General features: G+C 70.4%; 15 protein-coding genes. 7 read left to right on the top strand and 8 right to left on the bottom strand.

The features are described from left to right. The first annotated feature begins 59 nt into the window (after positions 1 to 59). The gene (locus G406_RS0117585; protein WP_028934845.1) at positions 60 to 362 is read left to right on the top strand and encodes a putative quinol monooxygenase; all 303 of its coding nucleotides are present in this window, start codon (positions 60 to 62) and stop codon (positions 360 to 362) included. A gap of 49 nt (positions 363 to 411) precedes the next feature. Here the strand turns inward: G406_RS0117585 and G406_RS0117590 are convergent, their stop codons facing one another. Genes G406_RS0117590 through G406_RS0117600 form a run of 3 tightly spaced genes read right to left on the bottom strand, consistent with a single transcriptional unit; the run spans position 412 to position 3,979 of the window. Then, positions 412 to 1,533, bottom strand: a complete 1,122-nt coding sequence (locus G406_RS0117590; protein WP_037077174.1) for an acyl-CoA dehydrogenase family protein — start codon at positions 1,531 to 1,533, stop codon at positions 412 to 414. Positions 1,534 to 1,544: 11 nt separating this feature from the next. After that, positions 1,545 to 2,756, bottom strand: coding sequence for an acyl-CoA dehydrogenase family protein (locus G406_RS0117595; RefSeq protein ID WP_028934847.1), 1,212 nt, complete (start codon positions 2,754 to 2,756; stop codon positions 1,545 to 1,547). Next, positions 2,753 to 3,979 carry an FAS1-like dehydratase domain-containing protein gene (locus tag G406_RS0117600; protein WP_037077176.1) on the bottom strand — a complete coding sequence of 409 codons (1,227 nt, stop codon included), beginning with the start codon at positions 3,977 to 3,979 and terminating at the stop codon, positions 2,753 to 2,755. Before G406_RS0117600 ends, G406_RS0117595 begins: the two co-directional genes overlap by 4 nt. Before the next feature lie 64 nt (positions 3,980 to 4,043). Between G406_RS0117600 and G406_RS47645 the strand changes: the two genes are divergently transcribed. Beyond that, positions 4,044 to 5,639, top strand: coding sequence for a class I adenylate-forming enzyme family protein (locus G406_RS47645; protein ID WP_051342262.1), 1,596 nt, complete (start codon positions 4,044 to 4,046; stop codon positions 5,637 to 5,639). Positions 5,640 to 6,259: 620 nt separating this feature from the next. Next, positions 6,260 to 6,643, top strand: a complete 384-nt coding sequence (locus G406_RS0117610) for a hypothetical protein (RefSeq protein ID WP_156934963.1) — start codon at positions 6,260 to 6,262, stop codon at positions 6,641 to 6,643. Positions 6,644 to 6,677: 34 nt separating this feature from the next. Here the strand turns inward: G406_RS0117610 and G406_RS0117615 are convergent, their stop codons facing one another. After that, entirely contained in the window at positions 6,678 to 8,342 is a 1,665-nt protein-coding gene (locus tag G406_RS0117615; protein ID WP_028934850.1) for an SAM-dependent methyltransferase, read from the bottom strand. 65 nt (positions 8,343 to 8,407) lie between these two features. On the opposite strand from G406_RS0117615, the gene G406_RS0117620 reads away from it, so the two are divergent. From G406_RS0117620 to G406_RS0117635, 4 genes are all read left to right on the top strand, one after another. After that, complete coding sequence (locus tag G406_RS0117620) at positions 8,408 to 9,001, top strand: helix-turn-helix domain-containing protein (protein ID WP_028934851.1); 594 nt, start codon at positions 8,408 to 8,410, stop codon at positions 8,999 to 9,001. A 43-nt stretch (positions 9,002 to 9,044) separates the two neighbouring features. Beyond that, complete coding sequence (locus G406_RS47650; protein ID WP_028934852.1) at positions 9,045 to 10,250, top strand: nucleotide disphospho-sugar-binding domain-containing protein; 1,206 nt, start codon at positions 9,045 to 9,047, stop codon at positions 10,248 to 10,250. Between the two features lie 101 nt (positions 10,251 to 10,351). Beyond that, positions 10,352 to 11,953: a lipid II flippase MurJ gene (locus G406_RS0117630; protein WP_028934853.1), complete on the top strand. Its 1,602-nt coding sequence runs from the start codon at positions 10,352 to 10,354 to the stop codon at positions 11,951 to 11,953. Next, the gene (locus G406_RS0117635; protein ID WP_028934854.1) at positions 11,950 to 12,828 is read left to right on the top strand and encodes a haloalkane dehalogenase; all 879 of its coding nucleotides are present in this window, start codon (positions 11,950 to 11,952) and stop codon (positions 12,826 to 12,828) included. Before G406_RS0117630 ends, G406_RS0117635 begins: the two co-directional genes overlap by 4 nt. 276 nt (positions 12,829 to 13,104) lie before the next feature. On the opposite strand, the gene G406_RS57805 is transcribed toward G406_RS0117635, so the two are convergent. From G406_RS57805 to G406_RS0117655, 4 genes are read right to left on the bottom strand one after another with little or no spacing between them, the layout of a single operon-like run. Beyond that, the gene (locus G406_RS57805) at positions 13,105 to 13,674 is read right to left on the bottom strand and encodes a helix-turn-helix domain-containing protein (RefSeq protein WP_169736713.1); all 570 of its coding nucleotides are present in this window, start codon (positions 13,672 to 13,674) and stop codon (positions 13,105 to 13,107) included. An 11-nt stretch (positions 13,675 to 13,685) separates the two neighbouring features. Further along, positions 13,686 to 14,804: an oxidoreductase gene (locus G406_RS0117645; protein WP_037077178.1), complete on the bottom strand. Its 1,119-nt coding sequence runs from the start codon at positions 14,802 to 14,804 to the stop codon at positions 13,686 to 13,688. Between the two features lie 49 nt (positions 14,805 to 14,853). Further along, the gene (locus G406_RS0117650; protein WP_028934856.1) at positions 14,854 to 15,336 is read right to left on the bottom strand and encodes a nucleoside deaminase; all 483 of its coding nucleotides are present in this window, start codon (positions 15,334 to 15,336) and stop codon (positions 14,854 to 14,856) included. 46 nt (positions 15,337 to 15,382) lie between these two features. Beyond that, positions 15,383 to 15,859 carry a DoxX family protein gene (locus G406_RS0117655; RefSeq protein WP_028934857.1) on the bottom strand — a complete coding sequence of 159 codons (477 nt, stop codon included), beginning with the start codon at positions 15,857 to 15,859 and terminating at the stop codon, positions 15,383 to 15,385. Positions 15,860 to 16,052 lie beyond the last annotated feature (193 nt).

Genomic DNA, 16,052 nt, shown 5'->3' on the forward strand with positions numbered 1-16,052 from the left:
CTTGGACCCGGCCACAGCCCAACCCGATGAGTTCCGCCCCCGACCCAGGTCTACCCGACATGAGCACCGTGATCGTCGCCGGCTACGTACACGTCGACCCCGCCGACCGGGACCGTTTCATCGAGGGCCACCGAAACATCGTCGAGGCGGGCCGCACCCGCCCGAACTCGGGCTGCCTCGACGTGTCGATCTCCGCCGATTCCGTCGACCCGGGCCGGGTGAACATCTTCGAGTACTGGGAGTCGGCCGAGGCGCTCGAAGCATTCCGCGCCAGCGCCCCGACGCCGACGGTCTCGATCGCCCTGACGAACGAGAACGTCCTCAAACACCAGATCACCGCCTCCGGCCCACCCTTCGCCTAACACCGCAGCGGGGTAGACGCCCTCACCACTCACGAAGGGAAGAGAAGGGCTACAGGCCCACGCGGTCGGCTATCGCCAGGTAGTGGGAGTCCAGGCCGGTGAAGAGGTGCTGGGCGGACCAGGCGCGGCGGTAGTACAGATGGGTGTCGTGTTCCCAGGTGAAGCCGGTGCCGCCGTGCACCTGCACCGTCTCCACCGTCACGGTGCGGAACGACTCGCCGCAGTAGGCCGCCGCCACCCGCGCGGCCACCGGGAACTCCGCGTCGTCCTCGGCCAGTGCCGCGGCCGCGTAACGAGCCGAGGCGCGGGAGAACTCGACGCTGTGCAGCATGTCGACGCACTTGTGCGCGACCGCCTGGAACGAACCGATCGGCTGGCCGAACTGCTTGCGGTCCTTCGCGTACTCGACGCACAGGTCAAGGCATGCCCATGCGCCGCCCGCCTGCTCGGCGGCCAGCGCCACCAACGCGCGGTCGAGCAGGTCCGACACCAGCTCCGGTGCGGCGCCAGCCGTGCCGACCAGACGGGCCGGAGCGGAGTCCAGCTCGACCCGAGCGACCGCTCGGGCGAGGTCGAGGGACTCCAGCCGGGTGCGGGTGACGCCGTCCGCGGCCGCGTCGACGGCGAACAGGCTGACCTCGTCGTCGTGGCGCGCGGTGACCAGCAGCAGGTCTGCGTCCGCCCCGTCCAGCACGAACTCCTTGGTGCCGGTGAGCCGCCATTCGGAGCCGTCCTGAGCCGCCTCGGTGGTCACCGGGCCGTCCCAACGACCGTCGGACTCGCTGACCGCGACCGTGGCGATCTTCTCGCCGGACGCGATGGCCGGCAGCAGGTCCGCGCACGCGGACTCGTCACCGGACAGCAGCAGCGCCGGGATCGCCAGCCCGACCGTGGCCAGGTACGGACCGAAGTACAGGGCGCGCCCCATCTCCTCCAGCACGACGTGGGTCTCCAGCGCGGTCTGCCCGAACCCCTCGTAGCGTTCCGGCACCGGCAGCGCTGTCACGCCGAGCTCCACCAGCTTGGCCCACACGTCGCGGTCGAAACCGGCGCCGGTGTCGGCACCGTCGCGGACCGCCGACAGCGGCGCTTTGTCCTTCAGCAGTCTGCGGACGGAGTCACGCAGCTCGGTCTGTTCCTCGCTGTCCGCGAGCGCACCCTGGGACACCATGTGAACGACTCCTATCGCGGCCGCGGCAGGCCGAGGACCCGCTGCGCGATCATGTTCTTGAGGACCTCGTCGGTGCCGCCGCCCAGGCGATAGCCGGGGGCGCCGAGCATGACCGACGTCCACGCGTACGTGCCCCACTCGCCGGAGTCGGCGACCGCCTTCGGGCCGAGCACTTCGGCGACGAACGCACCGAGCCGACCCATGTTGGCCGACAGGGCGATCTTGTTCAGGGCCACCTCCGGGCCGGGCGAGTCGCCGGCCTTCGCGCGGGCGCCCATCACCGCCTGGGTGTAGCGGGCGGCGCGCAGCTGCACCAGCAGCTCGCCGAACGCCCTGCGCACCACGGCGTCGTCGGCCGAACCGGCGTGCCGGATCAGCTCGGACAGCCGTTCGGTGGACAGGATGCCGGCGCCGCCGAACGCGCTGTGGCCCATCGCGTTGCGCTCGTTCGCCAGCGTGGTCAGCGCGACCTTCCAGCCGTTGCCCTCGTCGTCGATCCGGGCGCTGTCCGGCACCACGACGTCGTCGAGGAACACCTCGTTGAACGCCGACCCGCCGGTCATCTGACGCAACGGCCGCACCTCGACGCCGGGGGCCTTCATGTCCACCAGGAAGGCGGTCAGGTTGCGGTGCCTCGGCTCGTCGGCGGTGCGGCAGATGACCTCACCGATGTCGGCGAGGTGCGCGCCGGAGGTCCACACCTTCTGGCCGGTGATGCGCCAGTTGCCTTCGTCGTCACGGACGGCCTTCGTGCTCAGCGACGCCAGGTCGGAACCGGCTCCGGGCTCGGAGAACAGCTGACAGCAGATCAGCTCGCCGGAGTACATCTTCGGCAGGTAGTCCTTCTTCTGTTCCTCGCTGCCGTGCTTCGCGATGGTCGGCGCGATCATGCCGAGGCTGATCGTCAGCGCGCCGTCGCCGGGCACGTCGTAGCCGCGGACGATCTTCTCGAACACCCGCTGGTGGGCGCCGGACAGGCCGCGGCCGCCGTACTCGGTCGGGCCGGTGATCCAGGCCAGGCCCGCTTCCCACAGCCCGGCGCGCCAGTCCCGGATCGCCGGCAGCGCGTCGGCCTCCTTCTCGGGATCCGGCTCCTGGAACACCCGGACCTCGTCGCTGCCCTCGCCCCAGACGAACTTCTTGCTCTGGGTCCGTCGCGCCTTCGAGTAGTGCGCGGACAGGTACTCCTCGACCTCGGCGGCGAAGTCCTCGAGCGAGATCATGTCCGTGCCCGCCTCGCCGAGGGCGTCGTGGTCTCGCCGTGGCTGGGCAGCGCGATGACCGCGCTGCCCGGCATGACGGTCTCGCCGCGCTGGTTGACGGCCTTCGTCGTGACGTCCACGACGTGGTCGCCGTCGTCGTCGACACGCTTGCCGGTGACCTCACCGCGCAGCTCGATGACATCGGACAGGTACACGAACTTGCGGTACTCGGCCTGGCACTCCTTGAGCCACGCGTGGTCGCCGGACCAGTGCGTCAGGTGGTGGATCTGCCAGCACTGGCGCTGGAAACCGACGTCGTACTGGAAGGCGACGCCCATCGCCTGCGCGGCCTGGAAGTTGTAGTGCACCGAGTAGATCGGCTCGTTCGCGCTGGTGATCGGGTCGCGGAACGCCCACGCCGGATGAGCCTGGTAGTCGTGCAGCGACGCGGCGTGCGCCTTGAGCCTCGGGATCGGGGTGCCGCCGCCGGCCACGAACGCGATCTCGTCGGTGAGCCCGATCGGGCCCTTGGTGACGACGTCGAGGACGTCACCGACGTTCACGTCCTCCCAGTACCGGGGTTCCGCACCGCGCGGACGCTCGGCCAGGATCCGCTTCTCGATCTCGGCCACCTCGTCGAGATCCCACTGGTGCGGCAGCTGCGGAGCGGCCGTCTTCTTCCCGGCCTCGCCCTTCTCCGCCTCACCCGACGTCTCCTGCTTGGCGCGGGCCAGCCGCTGGCCGCGCTCGTAGTTGATGACGTTCCAGCGGATCGTGGCGATCTGCTCACCGAGCTGGTTGTGGTAGGAGTTGATGAACTTGTCGGTCACCGACCGACCGGCGAACTTGCTCGGCGAGGGCCCGTCGAACCCGTCGTACAGGCACGACGAGGTGACGACGTCGTCGCGGTAGACCGGGCGGTCGAAGGTGATGTGCGACATCGAGTGGAACGACCCGAGCCCCGGCCAGCCGAACTGGATACCGGAGAAGCAGCCGATGATGAACGACGGTGGCGCAACCGGGCCCCCGTACGGTGAGCTCGCGGCGTACTCGGCATCGGTCCACAGCGGGTTGATGTCGCCGATCCCGCCGACGAACTTGGTGACCGCGATCCGCGACGCCACCTCGTTGTTCACCGAATGATCGATGCGCAGCTGCGCACCGGCCTTCGCCTGCATCGACTCGATCATCGAGTCGTCGATCACCGCTTGCGGCATCACCGCTTGCTTTTCGTCCACCGACATGACGCTGATGGTAGGCAGAAATAGTCGAGTTGTCGAGTATTGGGCTCTAGACTAAACTTGAGACGTGTCTGACACAGCTGAGCAGTTCGAGTGGGGCACGGCCGTCGAGCGACGGACCGGGCCGGTGCCGTTCCTCTCCTACTCGCCGCGCCGCCACCATGTCGTCGAGCTGCTCGACGACGCGGCGCGCTGGTCGAGCCGCACGCACCTGATCCAGGGTGACCGGCGCCTGAGCTTCGCCGACGTGTTCAGCGCAGCCGACCGGGTCGCCGCACGGTTCCACCAGGCCGGGCTGCGTCCCGGCGACCGGCTGCTGCTGCTCGCGCCGAACTCCCCGGAATGGGTCATCAGCCTGTGGGCCGGGCTGAAGCTCGGCGCGGTCGTGGCGCTGGGCAACGGCTGGTGGAGCGGGCCGCTGGTCGAACACGCCGTCGGGCTCATCGCACCTCGGCTGGTGCTGGCCGACGAGAAGCGCGCGGCGCTGGTGCCCACCTCCGACGACTGCACCGTGATCGGCCTCGACGAGGTGCGTGACACGGTGAACGACACCTCCGCCGACTCGGTACATCCCGCTGCCCCGGACGGGACCAGGGAGGACGACCCGGCGGTCATCATCTTCACCGCGGGAACCACGGGCGCACCGAAGCCGGTGGTGCTCGCGCACCGTTCGGTCATCGCGAACCTGCACAACCTGCTGGTCATGTCGCGGCGGCTGCCCCAGCAGGTCGACGGGTCGCGTCCGCCCGCGGTCAGTCTGCAGAGCGGTCCGCTGTTTCACATCGGCGGTCTGCAGTCGCTGCTGCTGGCACTGCTCGGCGGCAACACACTCGTCTTCCTGGAGGGCCGGTTCGACCCGGAGCAGGTGCTCGACCTGGTGGAACGTGAGCGGATCACCTGGTGGGGCGCCGTGCCGACGATGGCGTCGCGGGTGCTGGAGCATCCGTCGATCACCGGCCGGGACCTGACCTCGGTGCGTTCGGTCTCGATGGGCGGCGCACCGGTGCAGCCCGCGCTGATGGCCCGGCTGCGCGAGGCGTTCCCCAACGCGGGCAAGGGCATGTCGACGATCTACGGCATGACCGAGACCGGCGGCACGGTCGCGGCGGCGTCCGGTGCGACGATGGCCGACAACCCGCGAACCGCCGGCGCGCCCCTGCCGGTGGTCGAACTGCGGATCGACTCGCCCAATGCCGAGGGCGACGGCGAGATCGTGGTGCGCACGCCCGGTCAGATGGTCGGCTACTGGGGTGGCGCGCAGGCCGATCTGGTCGACGACGAGGGCTGGGTGCACACCGGCGACCAGGGCCGTCTGGTGGACGGGTTGCTGTACATCACCGGGCGCATCAAGGATCTGATCATCCGGGGCGGGGAGAACATCGCGCCCGCGCACGTCGAGGCGGTGCTGCTGAAGCACCCGGCGGTCCGCAACGTCGCGGTGCTCGGCCTGCCCGACGAGGACCTGGGTGAGCGGGTCGCGGCGGCGGTGCAGGTGCTGCCCGGCTCCGAGGTCTCGCAGTCCGACCTGGCCGAGTTCGTCGCGGCCGAGCTGGCCAGCTACGAGCGCCCCGCCCAGTGGTGGCTGCGCACCGAGGAGCTCCCCATGCACGACTCGGGCAAGACCGACAAACTCACCCTCCGCAAGACCTGGCCTGCCTTTTAGGCCTTCTCCGCGCGCGATATTTTTCTGTGACCACCCCGGCTCGCGTAAACGCTCGCTGGGGTACTCCCAGAAAAAAAGGCTCGAGGACTCGCCCGGGCGCGCGCTTGGGGCCACCCTGGGAGCCGCCCTGGCAGCTGGGCGATGTGGTCGCTGACATTCACTGCCCGGCCTTCGCCGGAACTCCTTCGGAGACTCGCGGAGCCGGCTTTCAAGACACATGAGCACCCGCAGGACCCGTGAGTGTTTTGGGTTGCCAGGGCAACCCAAAACACTCACGGGTCCTTGCTTGCCCGTGCTGGTGTGCGTCGTGGGTTGCGCATGGCCTCTGGGCCCCCTCAGCTTGCACCGGGAATGTGGTGAGCGCGCGTTCACGGGTGGCCCCGCACAGGCGGTTCCGCCGAAGGCGGGTAGTGCATGAGTGGCGGCTCCCAAGCCGGGGCACCAAGCGCGCGCGTCGCCGAAGGCGACATTTTTCCGAGTGGGCCCCCGGAGGGGGTCCGCGAGGAAAAACCTCCATGCAGCGGCCCCGCCAGGGGCCGCCGCGTGGGAAAGTTCTCGGTGTGGCCCGAAGGGTCCGCCGAGAACTTTGGCGCGCGAAACAGGCGAGAAAGGCAGACAACATGACCCGATCTCGTGCCGTGCTCGCGGCCGATGCGGTGTGGGACGTGCTGCTCGGCATCGGGTTCATCCTCGTGCCGTGCGAGATGGTGGCGGACCGGCTGGGTTTCACCGCGCTGGTGCCGTGGCTGCTGTTCGTCGTACTGGCCGTCGGCTGTTTCGGTTACGCGATACTCCTGGCCCGCGCCTCGACCGGCATCGGCGACATCGCCGCCTTCTCCCGGTTCACCGCCGCGGTCAACGCCGTCGGCGCGGTGATCGCCTTGGCCGTGGTCCTCCTCGCCGAGCCGCCACTCGCCCTCACGGTCGGCCTGCTCGTCGCCGCATTCGGCTGCGTCGTCTTCGCCGCACTCGAATGGCGGGTCCCGCAGCCGGTGAGTGGCTAGCGTTCGCCGGGACGAACGCCGGCCACTCACCAGGTCAGCGGCGCTTGCGGGCTCGCAGGACCGTGTCGTGGATGGTGACCTCGTTGCCGTCCGGGTCCGTCGCCGGGCGGGGTCGAGCGTCGGCCACCTCGATGTCCCAGTCGTCCGGGTCCAGCAGGTCGACGATCTGCTCGGCAGTGAAGAACAGCTCCGGCTGTGACGGTCTGCCTACCGTGGTCAGCAGGTCGGACGGGTGGTGGCCGACGATCAGCAGCGTCCCGCCGGGCGCGGTCGCGGCCGCCAGCCGGGTGAACGCGGGGTCACGGACCTCCGGCGGGAAGTGCAGGAAGTGCGCCGCGACCAGGTCGTAGCTGCCGTCCGGCACCCAGGTCAGCATGTCGACCTCACGCCAGTCGATCCGGTCGGCGATGGCCGGCTCGGCGTGCTCGGCGCCGCGTGCCAGTGCCACGCCGGAGACGTCGACGGCCGTGACGGTCCAGCCCCGGCGCGCCAGCCAGTGCGCGTCGGCGCCCTCGCCGCAGCCGGCGTCGAGCGCGTGGCCCGGGTCGAGCTCCTTCGTCTCTTCGACGAGCAGCGGGTTGGGGTTGCCGCTCCAGATACGGGTCGCGCTTCCGTAACGCTCGTCCCAGAACTGGCTCGTGTACTGCGCGTACACGCTGGGGCCTGGCGACGGGAGACCGTGCTGACGGCCGGCGAGGACCCGCTCGCTGTTGCGGGACTCCTCGGCGGCCGAGAACGGCATGCGCCGCAGTGCGACGGCCTTGCGGGTGTCATCGACGACCAGGTCCATGTTGATCTGCGCGCCCGCGTTGTTCCCGGCGGCGGCCGCGTTGATCACCTGGACCATCGGGTCGGCGACGTTCCCCGCCGCCCACACGCCGTCGACCGAGGTGCGCCCGGTCGCGTCGGTCTCCAGGTACGTACCGACACCCCTCGGGTGCTCGACGGTGCGCAGCCCGAGGTCGGCGAGGAACTCGGCCCGGGCGGACAGCCTGGGCATGACGACGACCGCGCGCCGAGGCACGAGCTGACCGGACGCAAGTCTCACGCCACTGATGCGATCGTCGTCGACCTCCACACCGACGACCTGACCGTCGACCACGCCGATGTCGCGCGCGGCCAGCTCCTCCCACTCGTCGGAGGTGGGGTCCGGCGCGGTGTTCAGGAACAACGTCACGTCGTCGCTCCACTGCCGCAGCAACATCGCCTGGTGCACCGCGAACGGGCCGGTCCCCACCACCCCGATCGGCTGGTCGCGGACCTCCCAGCCGTGGCAGTACGGGCAGTGCAGCACGTCTCGACCCCAGCGTTCGCGCAGACCGGGGATGTCCGGCAGCTCGTCGACGATGCCGGTGGTGACCAGCAGCCGCCGCGCGGCGCGGACGACGCCGTCGTCGCTGCTGACCAGGAAGCCCGGCCCGTCACCGAAGTCCGGTGCCTCGGGGCGCACGCCGGTGACCCGGGCGAGGACGACCTGGCCGCCGTAGCGGGTGACCTCGGCGGAGCCCAGCTCGACGAGATCGCGCGGCGAGAGACCGTCGCGGGTGAGGTAGCCGTGTACACCCTCGGCGGGGGCGTTGCGCGGTTCGCCGGAGTCGAGCACCAGAACCGAGCGGCGGGCCCTGGCGAGGGTGAGCGCACCGGAGAGTCCGGCGGCGCCGCCACCGATCACGATGACGTCGAAGCTGTTCTTGTTCATGCTCCGACAGTGCGACCGAGCACGCCAACTTGACAAGTAATGTTGCTGAGGTAGCAAATGGAGAGGTGACTGACGACCGGCTTCCCCTCGACGACGTCCTCAACGCGGTGGGGCCCCGGCTGCGCGCACTGCGCCGCCGTCGCGGGACGACGCTCGGGCAGCTGTCCGAGCTGACCGGCATCTCGGTGAGCACACTGTCGCGGCTGGAGTCCGGGCAGCGCAAGCCCACGCTGGAGCTGTTGTTGCCGCTGGCCAGGGCGCATCGGGTCCAGCTGGACGAGCTGGTGGACGCGCCGCCGACCGGTGACCCCCGGCTGCATCCGAAGCCCGTCACCCGGCACGGCATGACCTACCTGCCGCTGAGTCGCAGACCGGGCGGGCTGCAGGCGTTCAAGCAGATCATCCCGCCGCGCTTCCCGAGCACCGACCCGGAGCCCCGGGTGCACGAGGGTTACGACTGGTTCTACGTACTGTCCGGACGACTGCGGCTGGTCCTCGGCGAGCACGACCTGATCCTCCCGGCGGGCGAGGCCGCCGAGTTCGACTGCCGCACGCCGCACTGGTTCAGCAATCCGTTCGACGAACCGGTCGAGGTACTGACCATCTACGGCCCGCAGGGTGAGCGCATGCACCTGAGAGCCCGGCCGGGTGCCGGATGAAAAGCGTCCGCGTTCTCGACGGCGTGCTGGCAGGGTGGCCCGCATGAAGATCGTGTGTGCCGCGGCGCCGGGCTACGGGTTGATGCTGCCGGTCGTGCCGCTGGTGTGGGCCGCGAGGGCGGCTGGCCACGAGGTGCTGGTGGCCTGCGCCTCCGAGATGATCAAAGTGGGTGCCGACGCCGGACTGTCGGTGTACGACGTGGCTCCGGACCGGGACGTGTGGGACGAGCTGATGCGCGCCATCCGGGCCGGCGACGACGACGCTCCGGAGGTCTCCGAGGAGTTCCGGCTCGCGGCGCGCGGCGGCAGTCCATTCGGGCTGTTCACGTTGACCATGACCGAGGGCACGATCGACGCGGCGCGACGGTTCGGCGCCGACCTGATCATGTCGACCTCGGACCACGCGGCGGGCCTGCTGACCGCCGTGGCGCTCGACCGTCCACTGCTGGAGGTCGGCAACCGGGTCACCTGGTCGATGCGCGACGCCGACTTCGCCAGAGGCCGCGACACACTCGTCGACGACGAGGTGACGGCGCTGGTGCGCTCGAAGTTCGACATCCCGGACGGCCGGCCGCGCACGATCGCCCGGATCGACCCGAGGGCACCGAGCATGGGCGGGCTCGCCGCCGACGTCGAACCGGCGGATCCGCGCGACGGCGCGCCCTGGTGGTCGATGCGCTATGTGCCGTTCAACGGCGGATCGACCGTGCCGAGCTGGGCACTGGACCGGCCGGGCCGGCCACGTGTGTGCGTGACGCTCGGCACCGTCGTACCGACCATGAGCGGCACCGGCCACCTGGAGGTGGTGCTCGACGCACTGGGCGGGCTGGACGTGGAGGTCGTGCTCGCGGCGCAGCCCTCGGACGTCGCATCGCTCGGCGAGCTACCCGCGAACGTCCGCTCCGTCGGTTTCCTGGCGCTGTCGGCGTTCCTGCCGTCCTGTTCGCTGATCGTGCACCACGGCGGGTCCGGCACGACGGCGGCGCCGCTGTTCTACGGCGTCCCACAGCTGGTCATGCCCAGTTTCGCGGACAACCCGATGGCCGCGCAGCGGGTCGCGGACCGAGGCGTCGGCCTGTCCCAGGAACCGCACACCGCCACCGTCGAGGGCCTGCGCGCCGCGATCACCCGTCTGCTGACCGAGCCGACGTTCACGGAAGCGGCCCGCGAGGTGGCCACCGAGATGGCCACCCAGCCCACCCCCGCAACGATCATCGACCGCGCCATCGATCTCGTTCGGGTTCCGTGAGTGCCGCGGCCGGTCATAGGCGGCCGCGGCACTCACGGGGTCTTGGGCATGATCGTGGGTAGTGCGCGGTCGACCGGGACCGCCGGGAATGATTGAGAGCGATGGCGGACGACGAGACCACTTCCACCGCGCGTAGCTCGGTGACGGTGGCGGTGTGGACCCTGGTCAGCCGCGCGGCGGGCCTGGTGCGGGTGCTGGTGATCGGCGCGCTGCTCGGTCCGACGTACTTCACCAACGTCTTCCAGGCCAGCTACGTCCTGCCGAACCAGGTGTTCACCGTCATGGCGGGCCCGGTGGTCGGCATGGTCGTCGTGCCGAGTGTGGTGCGGGCGGTCACCGCCGGAGGCGTCAGACACGCGTCCGAGGTGATGGGCCGGATCTCCGGACGGATGATGGCGCTGGCCACGATCGGCGCCCTCGGACTGGCGCTGCTGTCGCCCGCGCTCGCCTGGACGCTCGTGTTCGGTGTCCCCGAACCGGACCGGCAGCGGGCCTGGCTCCTGTGCATCCTGCTGATCCTGTTCGTCGCGCCGCAGGTGCTGCTCTACGTGCTGGCCGAGCTGGGGGTCGCGGCCCAACAGGGCCGGCACCGGTTCGCACTGGCGGCGGGCGCACCGGCGGTGGAGAGTGTCGGCACGGTCGTGACGCTCGTGGTGACCGCGTGGATCTACGGCACCGGCCTCGAGGTGTCACAGGTGCCGTTGTCGATGATCCTGATGCTCGGTATCGGAACGACGGCATCGGCGTTCGTGCATGCCGCGCTGCAGGTCTACGGCGCGCAGCGGGTCGGGGTCTCGCTGCGTCCCCGGCGCGGGTGGCGTGAGGACACCGAGGCCCGCGAGACGCTGCGCCGCATGGTGCGCTCCTCCCCGGTGGCGGCGGGCCAGGCACTGACCGACTACTTCCTGACCGTGGTGGCCGCCACCGTGCCCGGCGGTGTGTTGATCGTGAACCTCGCCTACCAGGTGTTCTCCGCGCTGTCGTTCGTCGGGACACGCGCGGTGTCGATGGCTGCGCTGCCAGGGCTGTCGGTGGCCGCCGCAGTCAACGACGCGCGCCGGTTCGGCGGCTCGTGGCGCCAGGGCGTGTTCTACGCGCTGCTCGCCGGCATCCCGCTGTGTGCGCTGCTCGCGGTGTTCGCCGATCCGACGGCGGGCATCCTGGCGGTCGGCAAGCTGAGCGAGGGCCCGTTGATCGCGGAGCTGTCCGCGTGCCTCATGATCGCCGCGTTCGCCCAGCTGGTCAGCGGCATCCACGACTTCGCGCGGCAGGCGCTGTTCGCCAGGCTGGACGACCGGGGGCCGACGCTGGCCAGCATGATCGCGCTCGGGACCAGCACGGCGGTCACCGCGAGCACGCTGGTCCTTCCCGCCGACGGCACCCGGCTCACCGGGCTGCTGGTGGCGCTGCTGGCCGGCGAGTTCGCCGCGGCCGTGACCGCGTTGAGCCGGTTGCGCGCGATGATGCGCCCGGAGGCCATGATCGACCGCCGGGACGCGCGCATCATCGTCACCGCGACCGTGGCGATGCTGCCGGTGCTCGCGGCGGGCTGGTGGCTCCTGCACACGATCGACGTCTCCGAAGGGATTCAGCTCGCGTTGCTGGTCGGCTGTGGCCTTGCGACGCTCGTCCCGTACGCGCTGGTCCTGTACCTCAGTTCGGCACTGCCCGGCGTCCCGCGAAAGAGGAGCAGACGACGATGACCTCCCCGACGAAGAAGACCGCGACGGTGCGCGGCAGCCGGATGGCGTACGTGGAGAGCGGCGACGGCCCGCCGATCGTGTTCCAGCACGGCAACCCGACGTCGTCGTACCTGTGGCGCAACGTCATGCCGCACCTGGAGGGCCTGGGCAGGCTCATCGCTTGCGACCTGATCGGCATGGGTGACTCGGACAAGCTCAGCCCCTCCGGGCCGGACCGCTACACGTTCGCCGAGCACCGCGACCACCTGTTCGAGCTGTGGGACCAGCTGGGCATCGACCGCGACGTCGTGCTCGTGCTGCACGACTGGGGTTCGGCGCTGGGCTTCCACTGGGCGCACCAGCACCCCGACCGGGTCGCCGGAATCGCCTACACCGAGTCCATCGTCGCGCCGCTGACCTGGGACGACTGGCCAGCCAACGCACGCGGCGTGTTCCAGGGGTTCCGCTCGGACGCCGGCGAGACCATGGTGCTGGAGAAGAACCTGTTCGTCGAGGCGGTGCTGCCCAACTCGGTCCTGCGCGGCCTGACCGACGAGGAGATGGCCGTGTACCGCGCGCCGTTCGCCGAGCCGGGTGAGAGCAGACGACCGACGCTGACCTGGCCCAGGCAGATCCCGATCGACGGCGAGCCCTCGGACGTCACCGCGATCGTCGAGGAGTACGGCGAATGGCTGGCCGGCTCGTCGGTCCCGAAGCTGTTCCTGAACGCCGAGCCGGGCTCGATCCTGACCGGCAGGCCGCGCGAGTTCTGCCGGACGTGGCCGAACCAGCGCGAGGTCACGATCCGCGGCAGCCACTTCGTGCAGGAGGACAGCCCCGACGAGATCGGCCGCGCGGTGGCCGACTTCGTCCGCACGATCCGCCCCCGACCCTGACCACACACCCGCCGCCCGCCCCGCGCCCGCACCCCTGCCGCGCCGCGCACTCCCACCACACCGCACACTCTCCGCCGCACCGCACACCCCGCCCGGCCGCACACCCCGCGACGGCACGAATGTGGCTTTAGGGACGTTGAACGTCCCTAAAGCCACATTCGTGCCACTAGAAGTGGGGCGGGAGTGGCTTAAGTGACGAGTGCGGCCGGGTGCGGGGTGCGGCCGGACGGGTGTGGTGGGTGCGCGGCGCGGCGGGTGCGCGGGGCGGGTGGGGTGTCAGTAGGTCGCTGGGGTGATGATCCAGAGGGCGCGGGTCACGGTGGGGGTCTGGTTGGTCCAGCGGTGGGGGGTTCGGCAGGCGAAGGTGAGGGAGTCGCCGGGGTGCAGGGTGTACTCGACGTCGGCGAGCCACATGGTGAGGCTGCCGTCCAGGACCAGGACACACTCCTGGTCACCGGGATGGGTGTAGGCGGCGGTCCCGCTGCCCTGACCGGGCTGCACGACCGTCTCCAACACCTCCAGCCGGTCCGCCCAGCTCGGCGTGACGCGGTAGTCGTCGACGCCGTGGTTGCGCACGACCTGCCGGTCGGCCGCGCGCACCAGCGCACCGTCCTCGCGGGCGTCGTCGAACAGCGCGCCGACCGACTCGCCGAGCGCCTGCACCACCCGACTCAACGTCGCCACGGTCGGTGAGACCTTGCCGGTCTCCAGCCTGCTCAGATATGCGGGGGTGACCCCGGCCCGGTCCGCCAGGTCACGCGCGGACAGCCCCTTGGCCTGCCGCAACGCGCGCAACCGCACGCCGACCTGGTCGGTGTCCTCCGAGCCCTGGGTCTCCACACTCACACCGTCTCTCGTCAGCCCGCCACGCCCGCGAGCACCCGTTCGGCATTGTCCAGGCTCGCCGAGGGATGCAGGATCCGGTGGTCGAACTTCTCGATCGGACGACCGTCGCGCAGGCGCTGGGGCCAGTCCGGGTTGGCGAGTGCGCCGCTGGCCAGCGCGACGAGATCGGCGTGTCCGTCGCCGAGGATCTCGGCGGCGCGAGCCGGGTCGTGCATGCCGCCGTTCGCCAGTACCGGCAGGCCGGTGACGGCGCGGGCGAGCGCGGTGACGCTCAGGTCCGGTTCGATCATGGCGGTCTGCCGCCAGTCGCGGCCCTCGCTGGCGATGTGCAGGTAGTCGGCGCCGGCTTCGGCGACCGCCGCGAAGTAGACCGCGGCCTCGCCGCGGCCGGTCCAGCGGTGCTCGAAGTCGTTGACCTTCGTCTGGGACAGCCGGACGCCGACCACGAAGTCCGACGGGACGGCCGCGCGGATCGCGGAGAGGGTCTCGGCGGTGAGCCGGACGCGGTCCGCCGCGGTTCCGCCGTAGCGGTCGGTGCGCAGGTTCGTGTACGGGGTGTGGAACTGGTCGAACAGGTAGCCGTTCGCTCCGTGCACCTCGATGCCGTCGAAACCCGCGGCCCGGGCCCGGCGGGCGGCCGCGACGAAACCGTCGATCACCGCGCCGATGTCCGACGAGGTGATCTCCCGGGGCAGTGGGTACGGGCCGCTGCCGCCGTAGTCGGCCATCTTGGCACCCTTGGGGTGCACCGCGGACGGCGCCACGGTCTCCGTCAGACACTGCGACAGCGCGCCCCCGTGCATCAGCTGGGCGATGAAGGCGCTGCCCGCCGCGTGCACCCGGTCGGCCGCCAGCGCCCACCCGGCCTGCTGCTCGTCGGTCACGAGGCCGGGTTGGTGCTGGTAGGAGCGGGAGAACAGGGAGTCGGTGAAGACGCCCTCGGTGATCACGGCGGCGAACCCGCCTTCGGCGAACCGCGCGTAGTACGCGGCCATCTGCTCGGTGGGGATTCCCTCGGCGCCGGCGCTCACCCGGGACATGGGTGCCACCACGGCGCGGTTGCGCAGCGCCAGCGGACCGAGGGATGCTGGACTCAGCACTGGATGTGTTGTCTTATAAGACATGTTCATTTGCCCGATAGTACAAGCATGTGGGCATTGGTCCAGGCGATGTGAGCCACTACTCGCCGGGCGCGAAGCACCGGCGATGCAGCTCGCGCATCGTCGATACCAACTCCTCGACCGGTCCACTGGTAGGCACGTCCGGCGCGACCTCGTTGATCGACAACGTCCTGACCGGCGGCAACGGCACGCCCCACTCGGTCAGCCAGCCGGCCAGCTGCGCCGAGGAGTGGACGTAGACGATGCGTCCCAAACCCACCCAGGCATGCGCGGCGGAACACATCGGGCAGTGTTCGCCCGACGTGACCACGGTGGCGGTCCGACGCTCGTCCGGCGGGAGGTTCTCGGCGGCCCACCTGGCGAGGGCGAACTCGGGGTGCCGAGTGGAGTCGCCATCGGCGATGCGGTTGCGGTCCTCGGCGACGGCGACCCCCTCGGCGTTGACCAGCACCGAACCGAACGGCTGGTCACCGGCTTCGAGTGCCTCGGTCGCCAGCTCGACACAGCGCCGCACGTGGGGCGCCAGTTCCTCCTCGATCATGACGGCCATCCTCGCGCTCCGTGCCACGATCGACCATGAGACTCGCTCACACCTCGACAGGGGTGATCTCCCGACGGGCGCGCCCCGGCGTGCACCAGGCGATCGCCGAGGTCGCGGCGACGAACACGACCTGCATCAGGGTGCGTGGCAGCAGTGCATCCTCCGGTGCGGTGAGCACACCGGCGACCGCGGCGTAGACGTTCGCCGGGAACATCACGATCAGCAGCACGGTGAGGCAGCCCGCCGCGAGCCGCGCGGTCGCGGGGAGCAGTACCCCGATCGCGCCGGCCAGCTCCAGCACGCCGGTGACGGTCACCAGCAGACCGGGCGCGGGCAGTACCGGTGGGACCATCGCGATCATCTGCTCGCGCAGTCCGATGAAGTGGGCACCGCCGGTGAGCAGGAACATCACCGCCACGCCCGCACGCAACGGCACGGTCCACGGCCGCAGCCTCCGCACCCCCGCAGCCGCAGCCGAGGCAAGAACAAGAGTGACGACGACAAGGGCGATGAGCGGCTCCATGGTCATTCTCCAGGTATCAGTAACACCGTTACGAGTACATGGATAGTACAGCTATCCACCCGCACCGCAAACCCCTCCCCGGGACTGTGCACTCTCCCTACGTGCAACCCCGTACCCGGCTCCAAGGCATCTCGGCTTCGCCGTCGACTCGTGAGTGGCAAGGGCGCCGATAGGCGCCCGGAACACTCACGAC

The sequence above is a fragment of the Actinospineispora spinosispora DSM 44797 genome (assembly GCF_000429025.1).
In the GTDB taxonomy this organism is placed as follows: Bacteria; Actinomycetota; Actinomycetes; order Mycobacteriales; family Pseudonocardiaceae; genus Pseudonocardia; species Pseudonocardia spinosispora.

Bases quoted from the DNA above. Each gene is read 5' to 3' on its own strand.
- G406_RS0117585 (WP_028934845.1), top strand. From the start codon at position 60: ATGAGCACCGTGATCGTCGCCGGCTACGTACACGTCGACCCCGCCGAC.
- G406_RS0117590 (WP_037077174.1), bottom strand. From the start codon at position 1,533: ATGGTGTCCCAGGGTGCGCTCGCGGACAGCGAGGAACAGACCGAGCTG.
- G406_RS0117595 (WP_028934847.1), bottom strand. From the start codon at position 2,756: ATGATCTCGCTCGAGGACTTCGCCGCCGAGGTCGAGGAGTACCTGTCC.
- G406_RS0117600 (WP_037077176.1), bottom strand. From the start codon at position 3,979: ATGTCGGTGGACGAAAAGCAAGCGGTGATGCCGCAAGCGGTGATCGAC.
- G406_RS0117610 (WP_156934963.1), top strand. From the start codon at position 6,260: ATGACCCGATCTCGTGCCGTGCTCGCGGCCGATGCGGTGTGGGACGTG.
- G406_RS0117615 (WP_028934850.1), bottom strand. From the start codon at position 8,342: ATGAACAAGAACAGCTTCGACGTCATCGTGATCGGTGGCGGCGCCGCC.
- G406_RS47650 (WP_028934852.1), top strand. From the start codon at position 9,045: ATGAAGATCGTGTGTGCCGCGGCGCCGGGCTACGGGTTGATGCTGCCG.
- G406_RS0117630 (WP_028934853.1), top strand. From the start codon at position 10,352: ATGGCGGACGACGAGACCACTTCCACCGCGCGTAGCTCGGTGACGGTG.
- G406_RS0117635 (WP_028934854.1), top strand. From the start codon at position 11,950: ATGACCTCCCCGACGAAGAAGACCGCGACGGTGCGCGGCAGCCGGATG.
- G406_RS0117645 (WP_037077178.1), bottom strand. From the start codon at position 14,804: ATGAACATGTCTTATAAGACAACACATCCAGTGCTGAGTCCAGCATCC.
- G406_RS0117650 (WP_028934856.1), bottom strand. From the start codon at position 15,336: ATGATCGAGGAGGAACTGGCGCCCCACGTGCGGCGCTGTGTCGAGCTG.
- G406_RS0117655 (WP_028934857.1), bottom strand. From the start codon at position 15,859: ATGGAGCCGCTCATCGCCCTTGTCGTCGTCACTCTTGTTCTTGCCTCG.